This window comes from Actinacidiphila oryziradicis (assembly GCF_005047355.1).
In the GTDB taxonomy this organism is placed as follows: Bacteria; Actinomycetota; Actinomycetes; order Streptomycetales; family Streptomycetaceae; genus Actinacidiphila; species Actinacidiphila oryziradicis.
On sequence record NZ_SUMC01000029.1, the window covers coordinates 106,719 to 127,396 of the forward strand.

Here is a 20,678-nt window from a genome sequence, read left to right on the forward strand (position 1 = left end):
ATGGCGGAACACACGAGGTCGAGCATCACGATCGAGGCGGCGCCGGCCGAGGTCATGGGGGTCATCTCCGACTTCGCCCGCTACCCCGACTGGACCGGCGAGGTGAAGGAGGCCGAGGTCCTCTCCACCGGCCCCGACGGCCGCGCCGAGCAGGTCCGCCTGCTGCTCGACGCCGGAGCCATCAAGGACGACCACACCCTCGCCTACACCTGGTCCGGTGACAAAGAGGTCAGCTGGTCGCTGGTCAAGTCCCAGATGCTGCGCACCCTCGACGGCTCCTACTCCCTCGCCCCCCTCGGCGACGGCAGCAGCACCGAGGTCACCTACCAGCTCACGGTCGACGTCAAGATCCCCATGCTCGGCATGATCAAGCGCAAGGCCGAGAAGGTCATCATCGACCGCGCCCTCGCCGGCCTCAAGAAGCGTGTCGAATCCGACCCCGACCCCCAGGCCTGAGGTGCGCACCCTCCTGATCACCGGCCCGGGCGGCGCCGGCCGCACCACGGTGGCCGCGGCCACGGCGGCTGCCACCGCCGCCCGGGGACTGCGGGTACTGCTGCTCAGCGCCGACCACGGCGCCGGGCTGGACACGGTGCTCGGAACACCACTGGGTGCCGGCACGGTCCCCACCCAGGTCACCGGAGCCCCCGGCCTCTGGGCCGCCCGGATCGACGCGACCGCCTCTTTCCGCAAGGACGCCACGGACCTCCAGGACCACCTCGGCGCCCTGTTCGACCTGCTCGGCGCCGCCCCCCTCGACCCCGAGGAAATCACCGAACTCCCCGGCGCCGAAGTGCTCACCCTGCTGCGCGCCCTGCGTGAGGCGGCAGCCGGGGCCGGCACTCCGGACGCCTGGGACGTCGTCGTCGCCGACCTCCCCCCGACGCACACCGCGCTCGCCGTCCTGTCCCTCCCCGAGCAGCTGCGCCGCTACCTCAGGCGCCTCGTCCCCGCCGAACGCCAGGCGGCCCGCGCCCTGCGCCCGGTGCTGGCCCAGCTCGCGGGCGTGCCGATGCCCGACGAGCGGCTGTACGAGGCGGCCGGGCGCGTGGAGCGCGAGCTGGGCGCCGCGCAGGCCGTGCTCCAGGACGCCGGGACCACCGTACGGCTGGTCGTGGAGCCGGGACCGTCGAGCGACGCGGCGCTGCGGACCGCCCGCGCCGCACTGGCCCTCTTCGGCCACCGCCTGGAGGCGGTGATCGCCAACCGCCTGCTGCCCACCGGCTCGGCGGACCCCTTCCTCGGGGGGCTCTCCGGCCAGCAGCAGAAGCACCTCAAGACGCTGTACACCGAATACGAGGAGCACGGGCACCAGGGCACCGCCGTCCACGAGGTGCCGCACCTCGGCCGTGACCCCCGGGGCGCCGACGACCTGGCTACCTTGGGCCGAACCATGGCCGCCGCCGCGCACCCGGGACCGGGCGGGGCCGCCGGACCACCCTGGACCGTGGAGGACCGGCTCTCGGCCGACGGATACTTCCTCTGGCGGCTGCCGCTGCCCGGCGCAACCCGCGATTCACTCGATCTGGTACGCCGGGGAGAGGAACTCGTCATCGACGTGGCAGGATTCCGGCGGATCGTACGACTGCCGTCGGCCTTGCGCCGCTGCACCGTGGCGGGCGCGGCGCTGCGCGAGGGTGTCCTACAGGTCCGCTTCACCCCCGATCCGCAGATCTGGCCCCGATGAAACAACCGGGTCCCTTCGGGTAACGTCGAGGGCACCCAGTTGAGGAGGCCGCCATGAGCGAAGCCACGGACCGCCCCGACGCCGACGCCTGGGCCAAGGCGAGCGCCGAGGACATCGCCGGGGAGCAGGCCCGGCGGCGAGCACAGGCCGGGCAGGGCCCCGGCAGTGCCGCGGAAGAGCTGCGACGGCTGGCCGAGGCGGTGGCCGACAAGGTCGGCGCCCTGCGCAGCCCCGCCGCGCAGCTTGCCGCCCAAGGGATGATCTCGCAGGTCAAGGCGGTCGTCGAGCCTATAAGGGAACGTAATCCCGAGGTCTTCGAGCACCTCGCGACCGCTGGTTCCGAGCTGCTCGCCGCCTACCGTTCGGCCGTCGCCGGGCAGGAGCACCGCTGGACCGCCGGCCGAGGTCCCGGCTCCGCTCCGACCGAGCACATCGACCTGGACTGAGCCGGGCGCCGAGCAGGGCCTATGTGCCTGGGCTGCGGCTGCCCTCCGGTACGGTTGGAGATGGCGGGGACCGGCGTCTTATTCGCCCCCTGCGGGCGTATCAAGACCGGAAACTGAGGGACAAATGGGACTCACCATCGGCGTCGATATCGGCGGCACCAAGATCGCGGCCGGAGTGGTCGACGAGGAAGGCTCGATCCTCGAGACCGTCACGGTGCCGACCCCGTCGACCCCTGAGGGCGTTGTCGACGCCATCGCCGCCGCCGTGCGTGATGTCAGCACGAACCACGCAGTGGAGGCCGTCGGCATCGGCGCCGCCGGCTATGTCGACGACAAGCGCGCCACCGTGCTCTTCGCCCCCAACATCAACTGGCGCCACGAGGCACTCAAGGACAAGGTCGAGCAGCGCGTCGGCCTCCCCGTCGTCGTCGAGAACGACGCCAACGCCGCCGCCTGGGGCGAATACCGCTTCGGTGCCGGCCAGGGACACAACGACGTCATCTGCATCACCCTCGGTACCGGCCTCGGCGGCGGCATCATCATCGGCAACAAGCTGCGCCGCGGACGCTTCGGTGTCGCCGGCGAGTTCGGCCACATCCGTATGGTCCCCGACGGCCTGCTGTGCGGCTGCGGCAGCCAGGGCTGCTGGGAGCAGTACGCCTCCGGGCGCGCTCTCGTCCGCTACGCCAAGCAGCGTGCCGTCGCCCAGCCCGAGAACGCCGAGTTGCTCCTCTCGCTCGGCGACGGCACTCCCGCCGCCATCGAGGGCCACCACATCAGCCAGGCCGCCCGCGGTGGCGACCCGGTCGCCATCGACTCCTTCCGCGAGCTCGCCCGTTGGGCCGGCGCCGGCCTCGCGGACCTGGCATCGCTCTTCGACCCTTCCGCCTTCATCGTCGGCGGCGGTGTCTCCGACGAGGGCGAGCTCGTCCTCGACCCGATCCGCAAGTCCTTCCGCCGCTGGCTCGTCGGCGGCCAGTACCGCCCCCACGCCCAGGTCCTCGCCGCCCGCCTGGGCGGCAAAGCCGGCCTGGTAGGCGCCGCCGACCTGGCCCGCCAAGGCTGAGTTGTGGGCAGGCGTGCCGCAGGGCCGAGCGCAGCGAGATGGGGACACCTCCTGGGGGCACCTCCCGGCCGAAGGCTGGGGGAGGTAGCTGGGGGAGGGTGGGCACACGCCGACCACCGGCCCGCACATGAGAGCGGCCCCGGGGCCCTGGGCAGCGCCCCGGTTGTGGGAAGGGGCGGGAAGGGGAAAGCGCCGCAGGCACCGCGCCACGGCCCCGCCCCCCGGTAAAGTGAACGCGTGAGTCACCCGGCCCCGCCGGACCTTCCGGCCTCCCGCACCGAGACCGACGGCTCCGCCGTCATCCGCGTGCTCAGCTACAACATCCGGTCCATGCGCGACGACGAGGCGGCGCTCGCCCGGGTCATCCGGGCCTGCGCCCCCGACCTCGTCCTCGTACAGGAAGCCCCGCGCTTCTTCCGCTGGCGCAAGGCGGCCGCCCGGCTCGCCCGCGCCTCCGGCCTGGTCTGGGTCACCGGCGGCGCCCCCGCCACCGGCCCGATGATCCTCTCCTCGCTGCGGGTGAACGTGGAGCGTACGGAGGATCTGCTGCTGCCCCACAACCCCCCGCTCCACCGGCGCGGCTTCGCGACCGCCGTCGTCCGCGTCGGCGGCGCACGGCTCTCCGTACTCAGCTGCCACCTCAGCATGCAGGCGGCCGAGCGCTACACCCAGGCCGGGCTGCTCCTCGACCGCCTCGCCGCCATGGGCGAGCCGCACGCTGTCGTCGGCGGCGACCTCAACGACCGCCCCGGCGGCCGCACATTCGGCCGCATCGCGGGCTCTCTGCAGGACGCGTGGGCCAGCAAGCCCTGGGGCGGCGAGCACACCACCCGCCTGGGCGACCCGCTCCAGCGCATTGACGCCATCTTCGCCACCCATGGCGTGGAGGTGCTCGGCTGCGGCGTGCCGATGGCTCTCCCCGGCATCACCGAAGCAGACCTGAGGGCCGCCACGGACCACCTTCCGGTCCTGGCCGCCCTGCGGGTCCCCGCTGCCGGCTGACGTCAAAGGAATCGCGTCAAACGACGGCGCCGCCGCCCGGCAGGTCGTCGTCCTCGTCGTTGCCGGGGCGCATCCTGGCCACCAGGGTCGCGAAGCCACCCAGGAAGCCGCCGATGCCGGCCGTGATCGCCCACCAGGGCAGCTCCTGCTGCAGGAGGATGAACACGAAGATCAGCAATGGCCCGCCCAGTACGGCGAGCCAGGCGAACTTCGTGGTCACATCGGCTTCCGGCAGCGGCGGGGGCTCCGGCGGGACGAAGTGCCCCTCGTCCTCCTCGTCCAGCCCGTAGTCGCGCGGCCCCGTGATCACCGGGTGCACGACTATCGACCGGGCCGGCCCCGGAGACGCCGGGGCGGCAGGACGGGCGTCCTTGCCGCCGTCCTCCTCATCCTCCCCGTCGCTCTCGCTGTCCTCGGCGCTGGTGTCGGCGCCGCCGTCCCCGACCGCCGCAAGGTCCTCCGCCGCCGGCCAGGAGCCGGTGCCGGGCGCGGGCTCGTCGTCGTACGTGGCGACCAACTCGGCCCAGGCAGCGTCCTCGTCGAGCTTCGACGGGAGCTCCGGGACGCCGTCCGGCTCCGGCGGCTGTGGGCCCTCTTCCCGTTCAGCCACGGGGCGCGCCCTCCTTCGCTGCCGGGGCGAGCCGCTGGATGAACCGTGACGACTCCTCGAAGATCTGCTCGGCGTCGTGGTCCAGGGTCGCGACGTGGTAACTGCGCTCCAGCAACCGCTCGGTGACATCGGAGGACGACACGCGCCCGATGACGAGGGCCGAGTTGGACGGATGCACCACATGGTCGACGCGGCTGTGCATGAGCAGCAGCGGCTGGGTGACCTGCGGCAGTCCGGCCCGCACCACCTTCCAGAAGCGGCTCAGCGAGTGCACCGCGTGCAGCGGAGTGCGGTCGTAGCCGACCTCGGCGATGCCCTCCTTCGCTATGTCGCTCGCGATTCCCGGCACGGACGGCACAAGATGCCGCAGCACCGGCACCGCCTTCAGCTGGTGGCTGTCGGCCTTCAACGACGGATTGACCAGCATGATCCCGGCGATGGCCGCGCCATGCTGTGCGGCCAGTCGCAGCGTCAGCGTGCCGCCCATGGAGATGCCGCCCACGAAGACCCGCGAGCAGCGCCCGGACAGTGCGCGCAGCTCGCGGTCGACCTCGGCGTACCAGTCCTGCCAGCCGGTCGTTTGTATGTCCTGCCAGCGGGTGCCGTGGCCGGGCAGCAGCGGTGCGGAGACGGTGTGCCCGCGGGCGGCGAGGTACTCACCCCACGGCCGCACGGCGTGCGGGCTGCCGGTGAAACCGTGGCAGAGCAGGACACCGACCTCGCCGCCGTCATGGCGATACGGCTCGGCTCCGGGCATGAGCGGCACCGTTTGTCTCCTGTTCCTGGTGGCATGGGGTCCGCAAGAGGTACGGAAGTGATACCTCACAGTACGCGGGGGACGGGCACCAGGGGAGAGACCAGCCTGGACTGGCGTTAAGGTCTAACCGTCATACACAGGAGGTCCTCCGTTGTTCTACGGCGCGATGAAGATATCGCTCGGCAATGCTCTCAAGGTCACGTTCCGCCCGTGGGTGGAAGGTCTGGAGAACATCCCGGCGGAGGGGCCTGCGATCCTGGCGAGCAACCATCTGTCCTTCTCGGACTCGTTCTTCCTGCCGGCGGTGCTGGACCGCAAGGTCACTTTCATCGCCAAGGCGGAGTACTTCACCTCGCCCGGTGTGAAGGGCAAGCTCACCGCTGCCTTCTTCAAGGGCGTCGGCCAGCTGCCGGTGGACCGCTCGGGCGGGCGTGGTGCCGGCGAGGCGGCGGTCCGGAGCGGCATCCAAGTGCTGGAGCGCGGTGAGCTCTTCGGTATCTACCCGGAGGGCACCCGTTCGCCCGACGGCCGGCTCTACCGGGGCAAGCCGGGGGGCCTGGCACGGGTCGCGCTGGCCAGCGGTGCGCCGGTGATCCCGGTCGCGATGATCGATACGGAGAAGGTGCAGCCGGTCGGCAAGGTCATGCCGAGTATCTCGGTGCGGCCGGGTATCCGGATCGGCAAGCCGCTGGACTTCGCCCGCTACATGGGCATGGAGAGCGACCGCTTCATCCTGCGTTCGGTGACCGACGAGGTGATGTACGCGATCATGAAGCTCTCCGGACAGGAGTACGTGGACATCTACGCGACCGCCGCCAAGCGGCAGATCGCCGATGCGGCCAAGAACGAGTCGCTCACGGGCCAGAACGAACAGAATGGCCGGAGCGGCCAGGCCGACGAGCAGGACCAGCAGGACCAGACCGAGGGGCGGCCCGGGTCATAGCGGCCGGTTGATCCGGCTGATCCGGCGGGGGAGGGGCATATGGCAAGACAACCACGTGTCGTGCGCATGTCGGTCGAGTAGCCGCTGTGGCGCGCGGTCACCGCGTACCGGCTGGTCACGCTCCTCTACGCGACCGGCCAGTACGCCGTCGCCTACAACAAGTTCAAGCACCCGCTCGGCGCCGCGGCCTACCTCGCGTTCCTCGCCCTTTGGACGCTCCTCACCCTCGGCCACGTCGGTTCCGCCGAGCGCTGCACCAAGCGTTTCCTCGCCGCCGACCTCACCGTCGCCCTCGCCGGCATCCTCCTCACCCCCGTCGTGGACACCCACCAGCGGATCATCGAGGGCGCCACCACCCTCCCCTCCATATGGACGGCAGGCTCCGTCCTCGCCTTCGCCGTCAAGGGCGGCTGGCGCCCCGCCGCCGTCGCCTCCACGCTCGTCGGCATCGCCGACCTGATCGAACGCGGCGCTTTCTCCCGCGAGACCATTCATAACGTCGTGCTGGTCTGGATCGCCAGCATCGCCATCGGCTACGTGGTCGAGGTCGCCCGCGCCAGCGAGCGCGTCCTCGCCCGCGCGCTGCAGATCGAGGCGGCGACCCGGGAGCGCGAACGCCTCGCCCGCGACATCCACGACAGCGTGCTCCAGGTCCTCGCCATGGTCCAGCGGCGCGGCGCAGAGATAGGCGGCGAGGCCGAAGCCCTCGGCCGCATGGCCGGGGAGCAGGAAGTGGCCCTGCGCTCCCTCGTGTCCGACAGCCCCGTCCCCGACCCGCGGCGCCCTGACGAAGCGGCCGCCGTCCGCCGGGGCCGTCTGCTGGCCGGCCTGCGGTCCGGCGCGGGCACCTCCGCCTTAGAGGCCGCCGAGGCCGAGGACTCGGCCGGGGCATCCGGTCCGGCCGATCTGCGGCCGCTGCTCACGGCCTACGGCAGCGCCCAGGTGACCGTCTCGGCTCCGGCCACCCCCGTACTCGTGAGCCCGCACGCCGCGGGCGAGATCGCCGCCGCCGTCGGCGCCGCCCTCGACAACGTGACCAGGCATGTCGGCGACGCCGCCCACGCCTGGGTCCTCCTGGAGGACGACCCCGACGCCATCCTGGTCAGCGTCCGCGACGACGGCCCCGGCATCCCTGACGGCCGGCTCGCCGACGCCGAACGGGAAGGGCGGCTCGGCGTCGCCCAGTCCATCCGCGGCCGCCTCCGGGACCTCGGCGGCACCGCCGAACTGATCTCCGTGCCGGGGCAGGGCGCCGAAGTAGAACTCAGAGTCCCGCGCGACGGAGGAGCAGCCCGGTGAAGGTAAAGGTCATGGTGGTCGACGACCACCCCATGTGGCGCGACGCGGTCGCCCGCGACCTCGAAGAGGCCGGTTTCGACATAGTCGCCACCGCCGGTGACGGCCCCGAAGCCGTCCGCCGCGCCCGCGCCGCCGCCCCCCAGGTCCTTGTCCTGGACCTCAACCTCCCCGGTCTCTCCGGCGTCCAGGTCTGCAAGGCCGTCATGGGCGACAACCCGGCGCTGCGCGTCCTCGTCCTTTCCGCCAGCGGCGAGCACGAGGACGTCCTCGAAGCCGTCAAGTCCGGCGCCACCGGGTACCTCCTGAAGTCCGCCGGCCGCGAGGAGCTCGTCGACGCGGTCCGCAGCACCGCCGCCGGCGACCCCGTCTTCACCCCGGGCCTCGCCGGCCTCGTCCTCGGCGAATACCGCCGCCTCGCCTCCGATCCGGCCCCCGCCGTGCCCAACGGGCCCCAGGCACCCAGCCTCACCGACCGCGAGACCGAAGTCCTGCGCCTCGTCGCCAAAGGCCTGAGCTACAAGCAGATCGCCGAACGCCTCGTCATCTCCCACCGCACCGTCCAGAACCACGTCCAGAACACCCTCGGCAAGCTACAGCTCCACAACCGCGTCGAGCTTGTCCGCTACGCGATAGAGCAAGGCCTGGACGACTGAGAGGCCGCACGAACGCTGCGGCGGGAGTTGCGGCGTCCGATGTCAACTCGGCTCGTCGGCCGGTGCCCCGGTTCGGCCCGCGCCGGCCGTCCCTGCCTCCCGCTCCGCCAAGTTCCGCCCCCTGCCGCGCCTTCGCCACCGATCGGTGAGCGGACCCGCGTGTGACGGCACCCGGACGGGACAAGGACCGCCCCCGATCGGGTGAAGTGTGGATCCCAACTCCCGGCGCATTCAAAGGAAACAGCCGTCCGGCCGGTCACGTGTGACCTGGATCACGGCTAGCGTTGCCGTTGGTGAAATCCGTCAATGTCGACGAAAGGAAGATTCCATGCGGGTCGGAGTGCTGACCGGCGGCGGGGACTGCCCCGGGCTCAACGCAGTCATCCGCGGCATCGTCCGCAAGGGTGTCCAGGAGTATGGCTACGACTTCGTCGGTTTCAGGGACGGCTGGCGCGGCCCTCTGGAGGGCGACACCGTTCCTCTCGACATCCCCGCCGTCCGCGGGATCCTGCCGCGCGGCGGCACCATCCTCGGATCGTCGCGCACCAATCCGATCAAGGCGGAGAACGGGATCCGCCGGGTCAAGGAGAACCTCGCCAAGTACGAGGTCGACGCGCTCATCGCGATCGGCGGCGAGGACACCCTCGGCGTCGCGACCGCCCTCGCCGACCAGTACGGCATCAAGTGCGTCGGCGTGCCGAAGACCATCGACAACGACCTCGCCTCCACCGACTACACCTTCGGCTTCGACACCGCCGTCAATATCGCCACCGAGGCCATCGACCGGCTGCACACCACCGCCGAGTCGCACATGCGCGTCCTCGTCGTCGAGGTCATGGGCCGCCACGCCGGCTGGATCGCTCTGCACTCGGGTCTCGCGGGCGGCGCCAACGTCATCCTCATCCCCGAGCAGCGCTTCGACGTCGACCAGGTCTGCGCCTGGGTGGAGAGCCGCTTCAAGATCCGCTACGCGCCCATCGTCGTCATCGCCGAGGGCGCCATGCCCAAGGACGGCGACCTGGTGCTCAAGGACGGCACCCTGGACTCCTTCGGCCACGTACGCCTCTCCGGCGTCGGCGAATGGCTGGCCAAGGAGATCGAGCGGCGCACCGGCAAGGAGGCCCGCACAACGGTCCTCGGCCACGTCCAGCGCGGTGGCACCCCCAGCGCGTTCGACCGCTGGCTCGCCACCCGGTTCGGCCTGCACGCGATCGACGCCGTACGCGATCAGGACTGGGGCAAGATGGTCGCGCTGCGCGGTACGGACATCGTGAGGGTGCCGCTCGCCGAGGCGACAGCTCATATCAAAACGGTCGATCCGAAGCTCTACGCCGAGGCGGGGGTCTTCTTCGGGTAAACACAACGTTTCCTGAGCGCCAGCACAGCTTTCCCTGCTTGCCATCGGAGATCAGGCGGCCGTACATTCCCTGCACCCGGCTTGTCCGGCCGCTTCGTAATCCCCCCATGAGCAGCTGAGGAGCGCCCGGCATGACGGGTGTACTGGCGGTCGCAGGCGGCACCGCATCCGGCAAGTCCACCCTTGCCGAGGCACTGTCGCTGCACCACCCCGAGACCATCCAATTGGTACATATCGACGACTTCTACGTGCCCTCGCACGACCCGCGAGAAGGTGTGTGGACGGTCAGCGCGAACGGCTGCCCGGTGCTCGACTGGAACCATCCCGGCTCCATCGACCAGGCGGCGGTAGCGACCGCGATCGACGCGGCCGTCCGCTCCGGCGTCCGGCTGGTCGTCGTCGAGGGCCTCTTCGCGCTGACCCTCCCCGCGGTCGCGAGCCGGGCGACCTGGCGGGTGTACGTCGACACCCCCGACGACGTACGCCTCGCACGCAAGATCCTGCGCAAGATCGAGGTGCAGCGGCAGGACCCGCGCCTGTCGCTGCTCAACTACCTGGCCTCCGGGCGCCAGCGTCACGCGGAGTACGTGGCCCCCTCCCGGGACCGGGCGGACCTCGTCGTGGACGGGACGGCGGAGGAACGCGAGATGCTCGCCGACGTCATGCGGCTGGTCGGACCGGTCCTGGCCGACCCGGTCCCGCAGGCGTCCCCCCGCGCGCGCGGCCGGGGCCAGGCGACGGCCGCGCTCGGCCTAAGCGCGTGGCCTGCGTCCGGCCTGGGGCCCCGGCTACAGACCAGCCCGTCCGGCGTCTGAGGACCTGGGGCTTCCCCCACGCCCGACGGGCGTGGGGGAAGCGCCGCAGGCTCAGCCGACGGTCACGGTCGCCAGCAGCTCCGCTGCGATCGCGGTGCCGTTCAGTGTCAGCACCGACTCCGGATGGAACTGGACACCCGCGAAGCCCGGCCCGCGCATCGCGTGCACATCGCCCGTCGCGCGGTCGCGGCTGAGCTCGACGCGGTGCATGGCCAGCTCCTCCGCGCTCGCGTCGTCGCAGCGCGCCGTGAACGAGTTGTAGAAGCCGACGACCTCCTCACGCCCGAACAGGTCGACCGCCAGCTGCGCCCCCTGGAACGGCTGGTCCTTCCGTACGATGTCCAGCCCCAGCTGGGCCGCGATCAGCTCCTGGCCGAGGCACACGCCCAGCAGCCCGTGCCGGTGCTCCCGCATCAGTTCGGCGGTGAGTGCCCGCAGGAAGGCCATCTTCGGGTCGGCCGGGTCCGCCGGGTCGCCCGGTCCGGGGCCGAGCACCACCGGGCCCTGGTGCGCCAGCACCGCCGCGCGCAGCCCCGGCTCGTCGTACCGCCGTACGGTCACCTCCAGGCCGGACGAGCGCAGCACATGGGCCAGCATCGCCGTGAAGGTGTCCTCCGCGTCCACCACCAGGGCGTGCCCGTCCAGTCCCCGCTCCTGCGGCGCCGCCGTCCGCATCCGCAGCCAGAACGGCGCCAGGTTCGCCCGCCGAGCGTCCAGCGCCGCCCGCACCCGGATGTCGTCCGCCAGCCGTGGCCCGGGCGCCCTCGCATCCCGTACGGGGGCGGTCCGCACCCCCAGCGCGGTCAGTACCCCGGCCGCCTTCGCGTGCGTCTCGGCGACCTCCGCGTACGGGTCCGAGTGCCGTACGAGGGTGGCGCCGACGCCGACCCGCAGCCGCCCCCCGGCGGAGATGTCCGCCGTACGGATCAGGATCGGCGAGTCCAGCGTCTGCGCCCCGCCCGCGTCGCGCCCGATGAGTGCCAGCGCCCCCGCGTAGTACCCCCGCCCCCCGGGTTCGTACCGCTCGATCACCCGGCAGGCGTTCTGCACGGGCGAGCCGGTGACGGTCGCCGCGAACATGGTCTCCCGGAGCACCTCCCGGACGTCCATGGTGCTGCGGCCGCGCAGCTCGTACTCGGTGTGCGCGAGGTGGGACATCTCCTTGAGCCGGGGGCCGATGACCTGGCCGCCGAGGTCGCCGACGGTGCACATCATCTTCAGCTCCTCGTCGACCACCATGGTCAGCTCCTCCACCTCCTTCGCGTCACGCAAGAAGGCGAGCAGCCCCTCGGCATCCGGCCCGCTCGCCGGATAGCGGTACGTTCCGCTGATGGGGTTCATCACGACCGTCCCCCCGGACATCCGCACATGCACCTCCGGGCTCGCCCCCACCAGCGTCCGCTCGGCCGTGTGCACCACGTACGTCCAGTAGGCCCCGCGTTCACCCATCAGCAGCTTCCGGAACAGCGCCAGGGCGTCAGCCCGCCCGTACCCCTCGATCGTCCCCTGGAAGGTCCGCCGGATCACGAAATTCGCGCCCTCGCCGCGCCCGATCTCGTCCTTGATCACCCGCTCGACGATCCCGGCGTATGTCTCGTCGTCGACGTCGAAGGCCCCGTTCTCGACCCGCACGTCATGCGCGGGCAGTGCGTCCAGCACCTCGTCCAGGGGAAGCTCGTACGTCTCCTCGGGCCGCAGCACGGCCAGCGGCGTCCCGTCGTCGCGTACCTCGAAGCCCCGCTCCCTGATCTGCCGGTACGGCACCAGCGCCAGCGCGTCCAGCGCTTCCGTCCCGCCGTCCGGGACCCCGGCCGGCAACTGGATGTCGGCCAGCCGCCCGGCCTCGGAGACCGGGCCGAGCAGCACTTCGACGGTGGCCGGGCCGGTGGCACGGCCGGGCGTACGGCGGCGGAGCAGCGCGAACGGTGGGCAGGCGGGGTCGAGGAGCCGCTCGACGAGAGCAGCTGCGGTGAGGTGCATGGCGGAGTCCTTCCGATCGACAGAATCGACAGAACGGGAGGAGCGGCCGCGAAAACACTGAAGGCCGCCCCTCGGGCGGCCTTGGCGTTGTCAGGAACGCGCAATCAGTGGGCCGCCGGTTGGACGGTCCACCACCAGCACAGGTTGGTCTGCTGCGCGAACATAGCTCGACCCTAACGCATCCCCGGCCTCACCCGTCCAGGCGCTCCGGCTTGCCCCGGCCCGGGCCGTGCCGCCCCATGGTGATCAGAAGCCCCACCAACAGAAGGACGACGGTGACCACACACATCCTCCGCCGGACGGCCATGGCCGCGTGCATTGCCGTGCTGCTGGCCTCCTCGGCCGTCAGCTCCGCCGGCACCCCGGCCGCCGCCGCCGACAGCGACATCGACACCGACAAACGCATCGCCACCGACTTCACCAACCTGGCCTACAACGAGAAGCGGCCACAACAGGCCGCCGACCGCTACCTCGCCCCCGGCCTCGTCCAGCACGACCCCGCCCTCGCCAACGGCGCCCGCCCCTGGGCCCGCGCCACCGCCTCCCGCCTGCGCCAGTACCCCCGCCTGCGGGAAACCGTCCTGCGCGCCCTCGCCCAGGACCACCTCGTCGTGCTCCACGTCCTCCAAAAGCGCACCCCCGCGGACCGCGGCACCGCCGCCTTCGAGGTCTACCGTCTCGACGCCGGCCGCATCGCCGAGCACTGGACCCTCAAGCAGACCGTCCCCGCCCGCTCCGCCAACGGCCACACCCTCACCGACGGCACCACCGAAAGCCCCTGGACCCAGCCCGAATGGCTCCAGCACCACACCGACGACGCCCGCGATTTCACCGACCTCGTCTTCAACCAGGGCCGCGCCCAGGAAGCCGTCGGCAAATACCTCGCCCCGGATCTGGTCCAGCACGACCCGGACATCGGCGACGGACCCCAGGCCTACCTCGACTTCGCGCGAAGCCTCCCGGTCCGCAACAGCGGCGACCAGCTCCGGATCCAGCGCATCGTCGCCGACATGAAGTTCGTCTTCGTGCACAGCGTCATCCCCTCGCCCCGCGGCCCGGTAGCCATGGGCGACCTCTACCGGGTGGACTTCAACGGAAAATTCGCCGAGCACTGGAGCGTGATCCAGCAGATGCCGAAGCGCGCGGCGCGCGGCAACGCCCCGAACTGACCGCTGCCGCACCGGCCCGTCTCACAATCCGCTCTCAGCAAGCAGATCGGACCGACTGTCAGTGGTGCGTGGAAGCATGAACGCCATGACAGCGCATGTGCGAATCGCACCCTGGGCGGACGGCGACCTCGACCTGCTGCGCCGCAAGAATGAGCCGGAGATGACCAAGTATCTGGGCGGCCCGGAAAGCGAGGAGAAGCTTCTCGCACGCCACGAGCGGTACCTCAACCTGAGCGGGCCGGGGGTGGGGCAGATGTTCAGCGTCGCCCTGCTGCCCGAGGGCGAAAAGGTCGGCAGCGTCGGGTACTGGGAGAAGGTCTGGCAGGACGAGTGGGTCTACGAGACCGGTTGGGGCGTCCTGCCGGAGTACCAGGGCCGGGGCATCGCGGCCGCCGCAGCGATAAGCCTCGTCGAGACCCTGCGCCCTGTACGGAAGCACCAGTGGCTGCATGCGTTCCCGTCGGTCGAACACCTCGCCTCAAATGCGATCTGCCGCAAGGCAGGCTTCTCGTTCGTCGCCGAGTGCGAGTTCGAGTACCCGAAGGGCACCGTCAAGCCGAGCAATGACTGGCGCTTCGACCTCGGCTGATCCGGAGCGCATACAGCCCGACGTCCCGTCCAGAGCCAGCGCCGGGAATCGCGGATTCCCCGGCGGACCCCGTTTCTTCACGTGGCACGCCCTGGGGCGTGAGTGCATGACCGGCCCGGTGCAGCGCGTGGTGCGTTCAGGCGGCTGTCTACTCCTCACCGACCACGACGTTCATCTGGCAGCTCACCTTGTCGCCAAACACGCCCATGACCGTCGCGTCGGAGTACAGGGCCCGCGCCGCGATCCACGTCTGCACCGTGGCGACCTCCTCCAGCGGCCCGCGCAGCTCGACGACGACGACGCGCGGGTAGGGGTGCGGGGCCAGCGGGTCATCGACGGGGAGATCCATGCCCGGGTAACGCGGCGCCCGACGGGAGGTCACGCGAAGGCGCCCCACCCCGGTGGGGCGAGGGGCCGAACGCGATGACGCCGATGGTCTTCGGTCTGCCGCCGGCTGGGCCGCCCGCACCCCCACCGCCACCGCGCTACGTACCGAACGGGACGCGGTGCGGAACGCTCCCGAACCATCCGGTTCCGGCTTTACGTCAGAATTCGCCTGACGCGGCAGCGGAGACGAAAGCCGCGAAGGCGGCCGGTCCGAAGCCGAGGGCGGGCCCGTCGGGGTTTTTGGAGTCGCGGACGGCGATGATGCCGTGTGTGGCGGCGGCCTCGACGCATTCGCCGCCGGTGTCGCCGCTGTAGCTGGACTTGCGCCACTGTGCGCCCTGGAGGGCGGCGGCTTCGATGCATTCGCCGCCGGTGTCGCTGCTGTAGCTGGACTTGCGCCACTGCGCGCCGGTCAGGTCAGGGCTGCTGCTCCGCATAGCGTTCCTCCATCACCTGGGCGATCAACTCCGCCGAGTCCTCGACGGACAGGGCGGCGGCCTGCAAATGATCGTAACGGAGTGAACGGGCTTTGACGTCGGGCGGATTCACGGTCGCGTGGCTCGTCTCATAGTCCTCGGCGTAGGCGATGTCCGGCTCGTCCGGCAGGCGGAGGATGGTGAATGTGCCCATCAGCCCCGCGTGGGCTCCTGCCACGAACGGCAGGACCTGGACGTTGACCCACTCCCGGTCCCGGGACGCCAACAGGTGGGCCAGTTGGTGTCGCATCACCTCCGGGCCGCCCATCGGCCGGTACAGTACGGCCTCGTCCAGGACGGCCCACATCAGCGGCGGGTTCTCCCGGCGGAGGATCTTCTGACGGGCCAGGCGAGCGGTAACCCGGTCGTCGAGGCTCTCCTGCCGGAGCACGCCAAGGACAGCACGCGCGTATGCCTCGGTCTGCAACAGGCCATGCACCAACTGGGCCTGGTACGTGTAGATATGCGTGGCGTTCGACTCAGCGTCAGCGTACGGCTGGAACCACGGCGGCAATGCGCTCTTCAGGACCAGGTCCAGCAGCCGGATCAGGGAGCCGCCCGCGCCCAGTGCGGCGTCCGCGCGTTCGGTGAACTCGGGGGTCGGGCACTTGCGGGCGGTTTCGATCTGGCCGATCAATGAGCTGGTGTAGCTGAGGATCTCGCCGAGCTGCTTCTGGCTGAGGCGGGCGGCCTCGCGGAGACGCCGCAGTTCGGAGCCGTAGTAGTCGAGCGGCGACATGCTCGGGTTGAGGTTCCGGATGTTTGTCACGGGCGCCAACTCCATTGCAGGTTGTATTCGGATTGTAGCTCAGGGTAGTTGGCTGATGGCACTCTTGCGGCATGAACAAGGCTTTTGGTGACGAAGACCCTCCGAGCCAGTACCGCATGACGCTGGCCGTCACCCCGCACGCGCTGCGGCACATCCGGCGGATCGTACGGACACATCTGCGGCGGTGGGGGATGCCGGAGCTGTCGGATGCCGCTGAGCTGGCGGTGACGGAAGTGCTCGCGAATGTGATCCGGCATGCCGCGGACGGGCTGTGCGCGCTGCGGGTCCTGCGGCAGGACGGCGGGATCCGGGTGGAGGTGAGCGACGGTTCGCTGGCGCTGCCCGTGCCGCGAAGGGCCGGAGAGCTGGACGAGGACGGGCGGGGGCTGGCGCTGCTCGGGGCGATCACGCACGCGTGGGCCGCCGAACCGGCCGCCGACGGTACGGGCAAGACCGTGTGGTTCGAGCTGAAGGCCGGGGGGTGAGCGGCAGCGGCCGTCTCATCCCCTGGGCTAATGCGTAAAGGGGTGGACATGACCCCGTAATGTGGAACTGTGACCGTGAACGCTGATACCCACGACGCCGGTGCGAACACCTGGCGCTCTCTTCCCGCGGCGCAGCAGCCTGAGTACCCCGATGCCGAGGCTCTGCGCGATGTGATCGCGGACCTCGAATCGTATCCTCCGCTCGTCTTCGCGGGCGAGTGCGACCAACTGCGCGACCGCCTGGGGGCGGTGGCCCGTGGTGAGGCGTTCCTGCTGCAGGGCGGCGACTGCGCGGAGGCGTTCGACCAGGTCAGCGCGGACCAGATCCGCAACAAGCTGAAGACGCTGCTGCAGATGGGCGCCGTGCTGACGTACGCCGCGGCCGTCCCGGTGGTGAAGGTGGGCCGGATCGCCGGCCAGTACTCCAAGCCGCGGTCCAAGTCGACGGAGACGCGGAACGGGGTGACCCTGCCGACGTACCGGGGCGATTCGGTGAACGGGTTCGAGTTCACCGAGGCCGCGCGGATCCCGGATCCCGAGCGTCTGAAGCAGATGTACCACGCGTCGTCGTCGACGCTGAACCTGGTGCGGGCGTTTACGACGGGCGGGTACGCGGACCTGCGGCAGGTGCACGCCTGGAACCAGGACTTTGTGAAGAGCTCGCCGTCCGGCCAGCGGTACGAGGCGCTGGCCCGGGAGATCGACAACGCGCTGAACTTCATGAAGGCGTGCGGGGCGGATCCGGCCGAATTCCGCACGGTGGAGTTCTTCGCCTCGCACGAGGCGCTGCTGCTGGACTACGAGTCGGCCCTGACCCGCACCGACTCCAGGACCGGCAAGCTTTACGACGTATCCGGCCACATGGTGTGGATCGGTGAGCGGACACGGCAGCTGGACGGGGCGCACGTCGAGTTCGCGTCGAGGATCAGCAACCCGGTCGGGGTGAAGCTGGGGCCGACGACCAAGCCGGAGGACGCGCTGGCACTGATCGAGCGGCTGGACCCGGAGCGGACGCCGGGGCGGCTGACGTTCGTCGCGCGGTTCGGGGCGGGTAAGGTCCGGGATCTGCTGCCGGAGCTGGTGGAGAAGGTCACGGCGTCGGGGGCACGAGTGGCGTGGGTGTGCGACCCGATGCACGGGAACACCTTCGAGGCGGCCTCGGGGCACAAGACGCGGCGCTTTGATGACGTGCTGGACGAGGTGAAGGGCTTCTTCGAGGTCCACAAGGCCCTGGGGACCCACCCCGGCGGTATTCATGTCGAGCTGACCGGTGACGATGTCACCGAGTGCGTGGGCGGCGGCGACGAGATCTTCGTCGACGATCTGCACCAGCGGTACGAGACGGCGTGCGACCCGCGGCTCAACCGCAGCCAGTCGCTGGACCTGGCGTTCCTGGTGGCCGAAATGTACCGGGGCTGACCGGAGCGGGACTTACCGGCCGAGAGGGGCAGGGATCACATCGATCCCTGCCCCTCTCGGCTTTTCACTCTGCTGGGTGCCGGGTAAGGTTAGGGTAACCTGAGCCCAGGCGCCCGAGACGGAGGTGATTCGCGTGTACGTCTGCTCATGCTTCGGTATCACCGAGGAGCAGGTGAAGCAGCACGCGGATTCCGGCCGGTGCACTCCCCGGCAGATCGCCTCCTCGTGCAAGGCGGGCACGGACTGCGGCTCCTGCGTCCGTCGCATACAAGCACTGCTCGGCCGTGGCGCGGGTTGCGTCACCCGCACCGAGAAGATCCCGCCGGTGTCGGCACCGGCATCGCTGTGCACGGACGCCGCGGAAGCGGCCTGAGCGCCGCCCGCCGGAATCGGCTCGGGATCAGCTCTCGGGCTGCTCGATGAGCTGTGCGATGTAGAGCGGCTCGCCGAGTTTCTCGACCAGCTCCAGCTGGGTGTCGAGATAGTCGATGTGGTGTTCCTCGTCCGCGAGGATGGATTCGAAGATGTTCGCCGAGGTGATGTCGCCCTTGGCCCGCATGACCTCGATGCCGCGCTTGAGCCGGTCGATCGCCTCGACCTCGACCTGGCGGTCGGCCTGGAACATCTCGGTGACGGTCTGACCGACGCGGACGTGGAAGAGCCGCTGGTAGTTGGGCAGACCTTCGAGGAAGAGGATGCGGTCGGTGAGTACCTCCGCGTGCTTCATCTCGTCGAACGACTCGTGCCTCGTGTACTTCGCGAGCTTCGTCCAGCCGAAGTTCTCCTGCATCTTGGCATGGAGGAAGTACTGATTGATGGCGGTCAGCTCGCCGGTCAGCTGCTCGTTCAGGAACTCGATGACCTCGGGGTCGCCCTGCATGGCAGACGCCGTCCTTCCCATCGTGGATTCGACAAGTCCGCGCATCCTCGCACTTGAGCGGGGTGTGATCCAGTAAGTACATGCTTACCGGAGTTTTCCTGGTCGGGAGCATGGCGTCCGGTCTGTCACCATGGAGGTATGGGTCAGCCGGAACGCCACGAAGGGGAGCTTCCTCCGGGGCAGCGGCTGCAGCGAGGCTGGCCGGTGACGCATTACGGGCCCGTGCCGCGTTTCAAGTCCGACCGCTGGGAGTTCCAGGTCTTCGGGGCGACGGCGGACGGCGAGAAGCACGCCTGGAATCACGAGGAGTTCTCGGCGCTGCCGTACTCCACCATTGTCGGCGATTTCCACTGCGTGACGAAGTTCAGCATGCTCCGGGTCGAATGGGGCGGGGTCGCGGCCTCCGCCTTCCTGGAACTGGCACCGCCCGCACCCGAGGTCACGCATGTGATGGTGTGGGCCGAGTACGGGTTCAGCTCCAATCTGAGGCTGGCGGATTTCGCCGACGACAAGTCCATTTTCGCCACGCACCGTGGCGGCGAACCCCTTACCGCCGAACACGGTTTTCCGGCGCGGCTGATCGTTCCGCAGCTGTACGCCTGGAAGGGTCCCAAATGGGTGCGGGGGGTGGAGTACATGACCGCCGACCGCCGCGGTTTCTGGGAGGAGCGCGGGTACCACAACATCGGTGACCCGTGGGGCGAGCAGCGTTACTCCTACCAGGAGCTCCCCGGCGACGGCCCGGAACTCTAAAGAGGCCGCGCGAATAGGCGGGGCGGCCTCTAAGGCCTGACCGGTCGCTGCGACCGGGCAGGTTAAAGATCAAACCAGGGCCTGAGCTCCTTCAGCCGGGCCACGTCGGCCGCGTGGCCCTCCGGGCCGCCCGGGGTCTCGATGATGAGCGGGACGCCCTGGGTGGCCGGGTGGGTGAACAGATCGCGGAAGGGCTCGGCGCCGATGTGACCGGTGCCGATGTTCTCGTGGCGGTCCTTGTGGGCGCCGACGACGTCCTTGGAGTCGTTGGCGTGGATGAGCTTGAGACGGCCCTCACCGACGGTGGCGACGAGCTCGTCCAGCAATGCCTTTGTGCCGCCGGGCGCAGCCATGTCGTGGCCGGCCGCGAAGGCGTGGCAGGTGTCGAGGCAGACCCCGAGGCGCGGGTGCCGGTCCAGGGCCTCGAAATACGGGCCCAGATCCTCGATCAGGGAGCACAGCGAGGCGCCCTGACCCGCGGTGGGCTCCAGCAGGAGCCAGGGGTCCTCCGCGTGCGTCAGTTCTTCCAGGAGCGGCAGCAGGTGCTCGCGGACCTGGGCGAGGGCCACCTCGCGCGGTCGGCCGCCGGTCGCCGACCCAGTGTGGACGACGACGCCCAGGGCGCCGATCGCCCGGCCACGGCGCAGTGAGTGCCGCAGCGAGATGATGGACTGCTCAACGGTGGCGGGGGTGTGGGAGCCGAAGTTGATCAGATACGGGGCGTGTACGTACGCCGGTACGGTCCCGGCGGTGCAGCGCTCCCGGAACTCCTCGTCCTGGGCCGGGTTGCCGGGCGGAGTGGCCCAGCCGCGCGGGTTGGCGACAAAGACCTGGACGGTCTCGGCGCTCATCGTGGCCGCGTACGACAAGCCGTTCGCGGCCAGGCCGCCGGCCACCGGCACATGGCCGCCGACGGGGTTGCGGGTACGGGGGTTCGTGGTGCTCACCGTTACCAGCATGCCAGGCCCTGCGGGCGGCAGGTTCAGGCGGCCCCAGGGCCGGACAGGCCTTAGAGGCCGCGCGAATAGGTGGGGCGGCGTCGCGTGCCGAGCTGTGACATCAGCCGACTCCGTCGGCGGGGGCGCCTGGAAGTGTTGCCGTCGGTGTCGGTCGACGACTCTCCCCCAGACTCCGTC

The 20,678-nt window shown here is 70.4% G+C and carries 24 protein-coding genes; 16 read left to right on the plus strand and 8 right to left on the minus strand.

Annotation, left to right across the window (positions count from 1 at the left end):
• From FCI23_RS27345 to FCI23_RS27365, 5 genes are all read left to right on the plus strand, one after another.
• Complete coding sequence (locus tag FCI23_RS27345; RefSeq protein WP_136726599.1) at positions 1 to 456, plus strand: SRPBCC family protein; 456 nt, start codon at positions 1 to 3, stop codon at positions 454 to 456.
• A gap of 1 nt (position 457) precedes the next feature.
• Complete coding sequence (locus tag FCI23_RS27350) at positions 458 to 1,687, plus strand: ArsA family ATPase (protein WP_136726600.1); 1,230 nt, start codon at positions 458 to 460, stop codon at positions 1,685 to 1,687.
• A 53-nt stretch (positions 1,688 to 1,740) separates the two neighbouring features.
• Positions 1,741 to 2,133: a DUF5304 family protein gene (locus tag FCI23_RS27355; protein ID WP_136726601.1), complete on the plus strand. Its 393-nt coding sequence runs from the start codon at positions 1,741 to 1,743 to the stop codon at positions 2,131 to 2,133.
• 124 nt (positions 2,134 to 2,257) lie between these two features.
• Positions 2,258 to 3,199 carry an ROK family glucokinase gene (locus FCI23_RS27360; RefSeq protein WP_136726602.1) on the plus strand — a complete coding sequence of 314 codons (942 nt, stop codon included), beginning with the start codon at positions 2,258 to 2,260 and terminating at the stop codon, positions 3,197 to 3,199.
• Between the two features lie 237 nt (positions 3,200 to 3,436).
• Positions 3,437 to 4,201 carry an endonuclease/exonuclease/phosphatase family protein gene (locus tag FCI23_RS27365; RefSeq protein ID WP_136726603.1) on the plus strand — a complete coding sequence of 255 codons (765 nt, stop codon included), beginning with the start codon at positions 3,437 to 3,439 and terminating at the stop codon, positions 4,199 to 4,201.
• A 16-nt stretch (positions 4,202 to 4,217) separates the two neighbouring features.
• On the opposite strand, the gene FCI23_RS27370 is transcribed toward FCI23_RS27365, so the two are convergent.
• Positions 4,218 to 4,811: a hypothetical protein gene (locus tag FCI23_RS27370; RefSeq protein WP_136726604.1), complete on the minus strand. Its 594-nt coding sequence runs from the start codon at positions 4,809 to 4,811 to the stop codon at positions 4,218 to 4,220.
• Positions 4,804 to 5,577 carry an alpha/beta hydrolase gene (locus tag FCI23_RS27375; protein WP_136726605.1) on the minus strand — a complete coding sequence of 258 codons (774 nt, stop codon included), beginning with the start codon at positions 5,575 to 5,577 and terminating at the stop codon, positions 4,804 to 4,806. The genes FCI23_RS27370 and FCI23_RS27375 overlap by 8 nt, the downstream gene beginning before the upstream one ends.
• A gap of 142 nt (positions 5,578 to 5,719) precedes the next feature.
• Between FCI23_RS27375 and FCI23_RS27380 the strand changes: the two genes are divergently transcribed.
• The 5 genes from FCI23_RS27380 to FCI23_RS27400 all read left to right on the plus strand — a co-directional run bounded on the left by FCI23_RS27380 (position 5,720) and on the right by FCI23_RS27400 (position 10,635).
• A complete protein-coding gene (locus FCI23_RS27380; RefSeq protein ID WP_136726606.1) occupies positions 5,720 to 6,511 on the plus strand; it encodes a lysophospholipid acyltransferase family protein in 792 nt (263 codons plus the stop codon).
• 84 nt (positions 6,512 to 6,595) lie between these two features.
• Positions 6,596 to 7,810: a MacS family sensor histidine kinase gene (gene macS / locus FCI23_RS27385; protein ID WP_246144065.1), complete on the plus strand. Its 1,215-nt coding sequence runs from the start codon at positions 6,596 to 6,598 to the stop codon at positions 7,808 to 7,810.
• An 11-nt stretch (positions 7,811 to 7,821) separates the two neighbouring features.
• Positions 7,822 to 8,463, plus strand: coding sequence for a response regulator (locus tag FCI23_RS27390; protein ID WP_136726627.1), 642 nt, complete (start codon positions 7,822 to 7,824; stop codon positions 8,461 to 8,463).
• A 328-nt stretch (positions 8,464 to 8,791) separates the two neighbouring features.
• Positions 8,792 to 9,820 carry a 6-phosphofructokinase gene (locus FCI23_RS27395; protein WP_136726607.1) on the plus strand — a complete coding sequence of 343 codons (1,029 nt, stop codon included), beginning with the start codon at positions 8,792 to 8,794 and terminating at the stop codon, positions 9,818 to 9,820.
• A 131-nt stretch (positions 9,821 to 9,951) separates the two neighbouring features.
• Entirely contained in the window at positions 9,952 to 10,635 is a 684-nt protein-coding gene (locus FCI23_RS27400; RefSeq protein ID WP_136726608.1) for a uridine kinase family protein, read from the plus strand.
• Positions 10,636 to 10,686: 51 nt separating this feature from the next.
• Here the strand turns inward: FCI23_RS27400 and FCI23_RS27405 are convergent, their stop codons facing one another.
• Positions 10,687 to 12,615, minus strand: a complete 1,929-nt coding sequence (locus FCI23_RS27405; RefSeq protein WP_136726609.1) for an anthranilate synthase family protein — start codon at positions 12,613 to 12,615, stop codon at positions 10,687 to 10,689.
• Between the two features lie 275 nt (positions 12,616 to 12,890).
• On the opposite strand from FCI23_RS27405, the gene FCI23_RS27410 reads away from it, so the two are divergent.
• Together FCI23_RS27410 and FCI23_RS27415 are read left to right on the plus strand one after the other, a co-directional pair.
• Positions 12,891 to 13,784, plus strand: a complete 894-nt coding sequence (locus FCI23_RS27410; RefSeq protein ID WP_136726610.1) for a nuclear transport factor 2 family protein — start codon at positions 12,891 to 12,893, stop codon at positions 13,782 to 13,784.
• Between the two features lie 76 nt (positions 13,785 to 13,860).
• On the plus strand, positions 13,861 to 14,373 hold the full coding sequence (locus tag FCI23_RS27415) for a GNAT family N-acetyltransferase (RefSeq protein ID WP_211265489.1): 513 nt from the start codon (positions 13,861 to 13,863) through the stop codon (positions 14,371 to 14,373).
• A 148-nt stretch (positions 14,374 to 14,521) separates the two neighbouring features.
• Here the strand turns inward: FCI23_RS27415 and FCI23_RS27420 are convergent, their stop codons facing one another.
• The 3 genes from FCI23_RS27420 to FCI23_RS27430 form a co-directional block, all read right to left on the minus strand.
• Entirely contained in the window at positions 14,522 to 14,722 is a 201-nt protein-coding gene (locus FCI23_RS27420; protein ID WP_136726612.1) for a hypothetical protein, read from the minus strand.
• Positions 14,723 to 14,918: 196 nt separating this feature from the next.
• The gene (locus FCI23_RS27425; RefSeq protein ID WP_136726613.1) at positions 14,919 to 15,197 is read right to left on the minus strand and encodes a DUF397 domain-containing protein; all 279 of its coding nucleotides are present in this window, start codon (positions 15,195 to 15,197) and stop codon (positions 14,919 to 14,921) included.
• Complete coding sequence (locus FCI23_RS27430; protein ID WP_136726614.1) at positions 15,178 to 16,005, minus strand: helix-turn-helix domain-containing protein; 828 nt, start codon at positions 16,003 to 16,005, stop codon at positions 15,178 to 15,180. Before FCI23_RS27430 ends, FCI23_RS27425 begins: the two co-directional genes overlap by 20 nt.
• 71 nt (positions 16,006 to 16,076) lie before the next feature.
• Between FCI23_RS27430 and FCI23_RS27435 the strand changes: the two genes are divergently transcribed.
• The 3 genes from FCI23_RS27435 to FCI23_RS27445 all read left to right on the plus strand — a co-directional run bounded on the left by FCI23_RS27435 (position 16,077) and on the right by FCI23_RS27445 (position 18,282).
• Positions 16,077 to 16,490: an ATP-binding protein gene (locus tag FCI23_RS27435; protein WP_246144060.1), complete on the plus strand. Its 414-nt coding sequence runs from the start codon at positions 16,077 to 16,079 to the stop codon at positions 16,488 to 16,490.
• 69 nt (positions 16,491 to 16,559) lie between these two features.
• The gene (locus FCI23_RS27440; protein WP_136726615.1) at positions 16,560 to 17,909 is read left to right on the plus strand and encodes a class II 3-deoxy-7-phosphoheptulonate synthase; all 1,350 of its coding nucleotides are present in this window, start codon (positions 16,560 to 16,562) and stop codon (positions 17,907 to 17,909) included.
• Between the two features lie 124 nt (positions 17,910 to 18,033).
• On the plus strand, positions 18,034 to 18,282 hold the full coding sequence (locus tag FCI23_RS27445; protein ID WP_246144061.1) for a (2Fe-2S)-binding protein: 249 nt from the start codon (positions 18,034 to 18,036) through the stop codon (positions 18,280 to 18,282).
• 27 nt (positions 18,283 to 18,309) lie between these two features.
• Here the strand turns inward: FCI23_RS27445 and bfr are convergent, their stop codons facing one another.
• Positions 18,310 to 18,789: a bacterioferritin gene (gene bfr / locus FCI23_RS27450; protein WP_136726616.1), complete on the minus strand. Its 480-nt coding sequence runs from the start codon at positions 18,787 to 18,789 to the stop codon at positions 18,310 to 18,312.
• A gap of 138 nt (positions 18,790 to 18,927) precedes the next feature.
• Between bfr and FCI23_RS27455 the strand changes: the two genes are divergently transcribed.
• Positions 18,928 to 19,542, plus strand: a complete 615-nt coding sequence (locus FCI23_RS27455) for a sulfite oxidase-like oxidoreductase (RefSeq protein ID WP_136726617.1) — start codon at positions 18,928 to 18,930, stop codon at positions 19,540 to 19,542.
• A 62-nt stretch (positions 19,543 to 19,604) separates the two neighbouring features.
• On the opposite strand, the gene FCI23_RS27460 is transcribed toward FCI23_RS27455, so the two are convergent.
• Complete coding sequence (locus FCI23_RS27460; protein WP_136726618.1) at positions 19,605 to 20,501, minus strand: deoxyribonuclease IV; 897 nt, start codon at positions 20,499 to 20,501, stop codon at positions 19,605 to 19,607.
• Between the last annotated feature and the right edge of the window lie 177 nt (positions 20,502 to 20,678).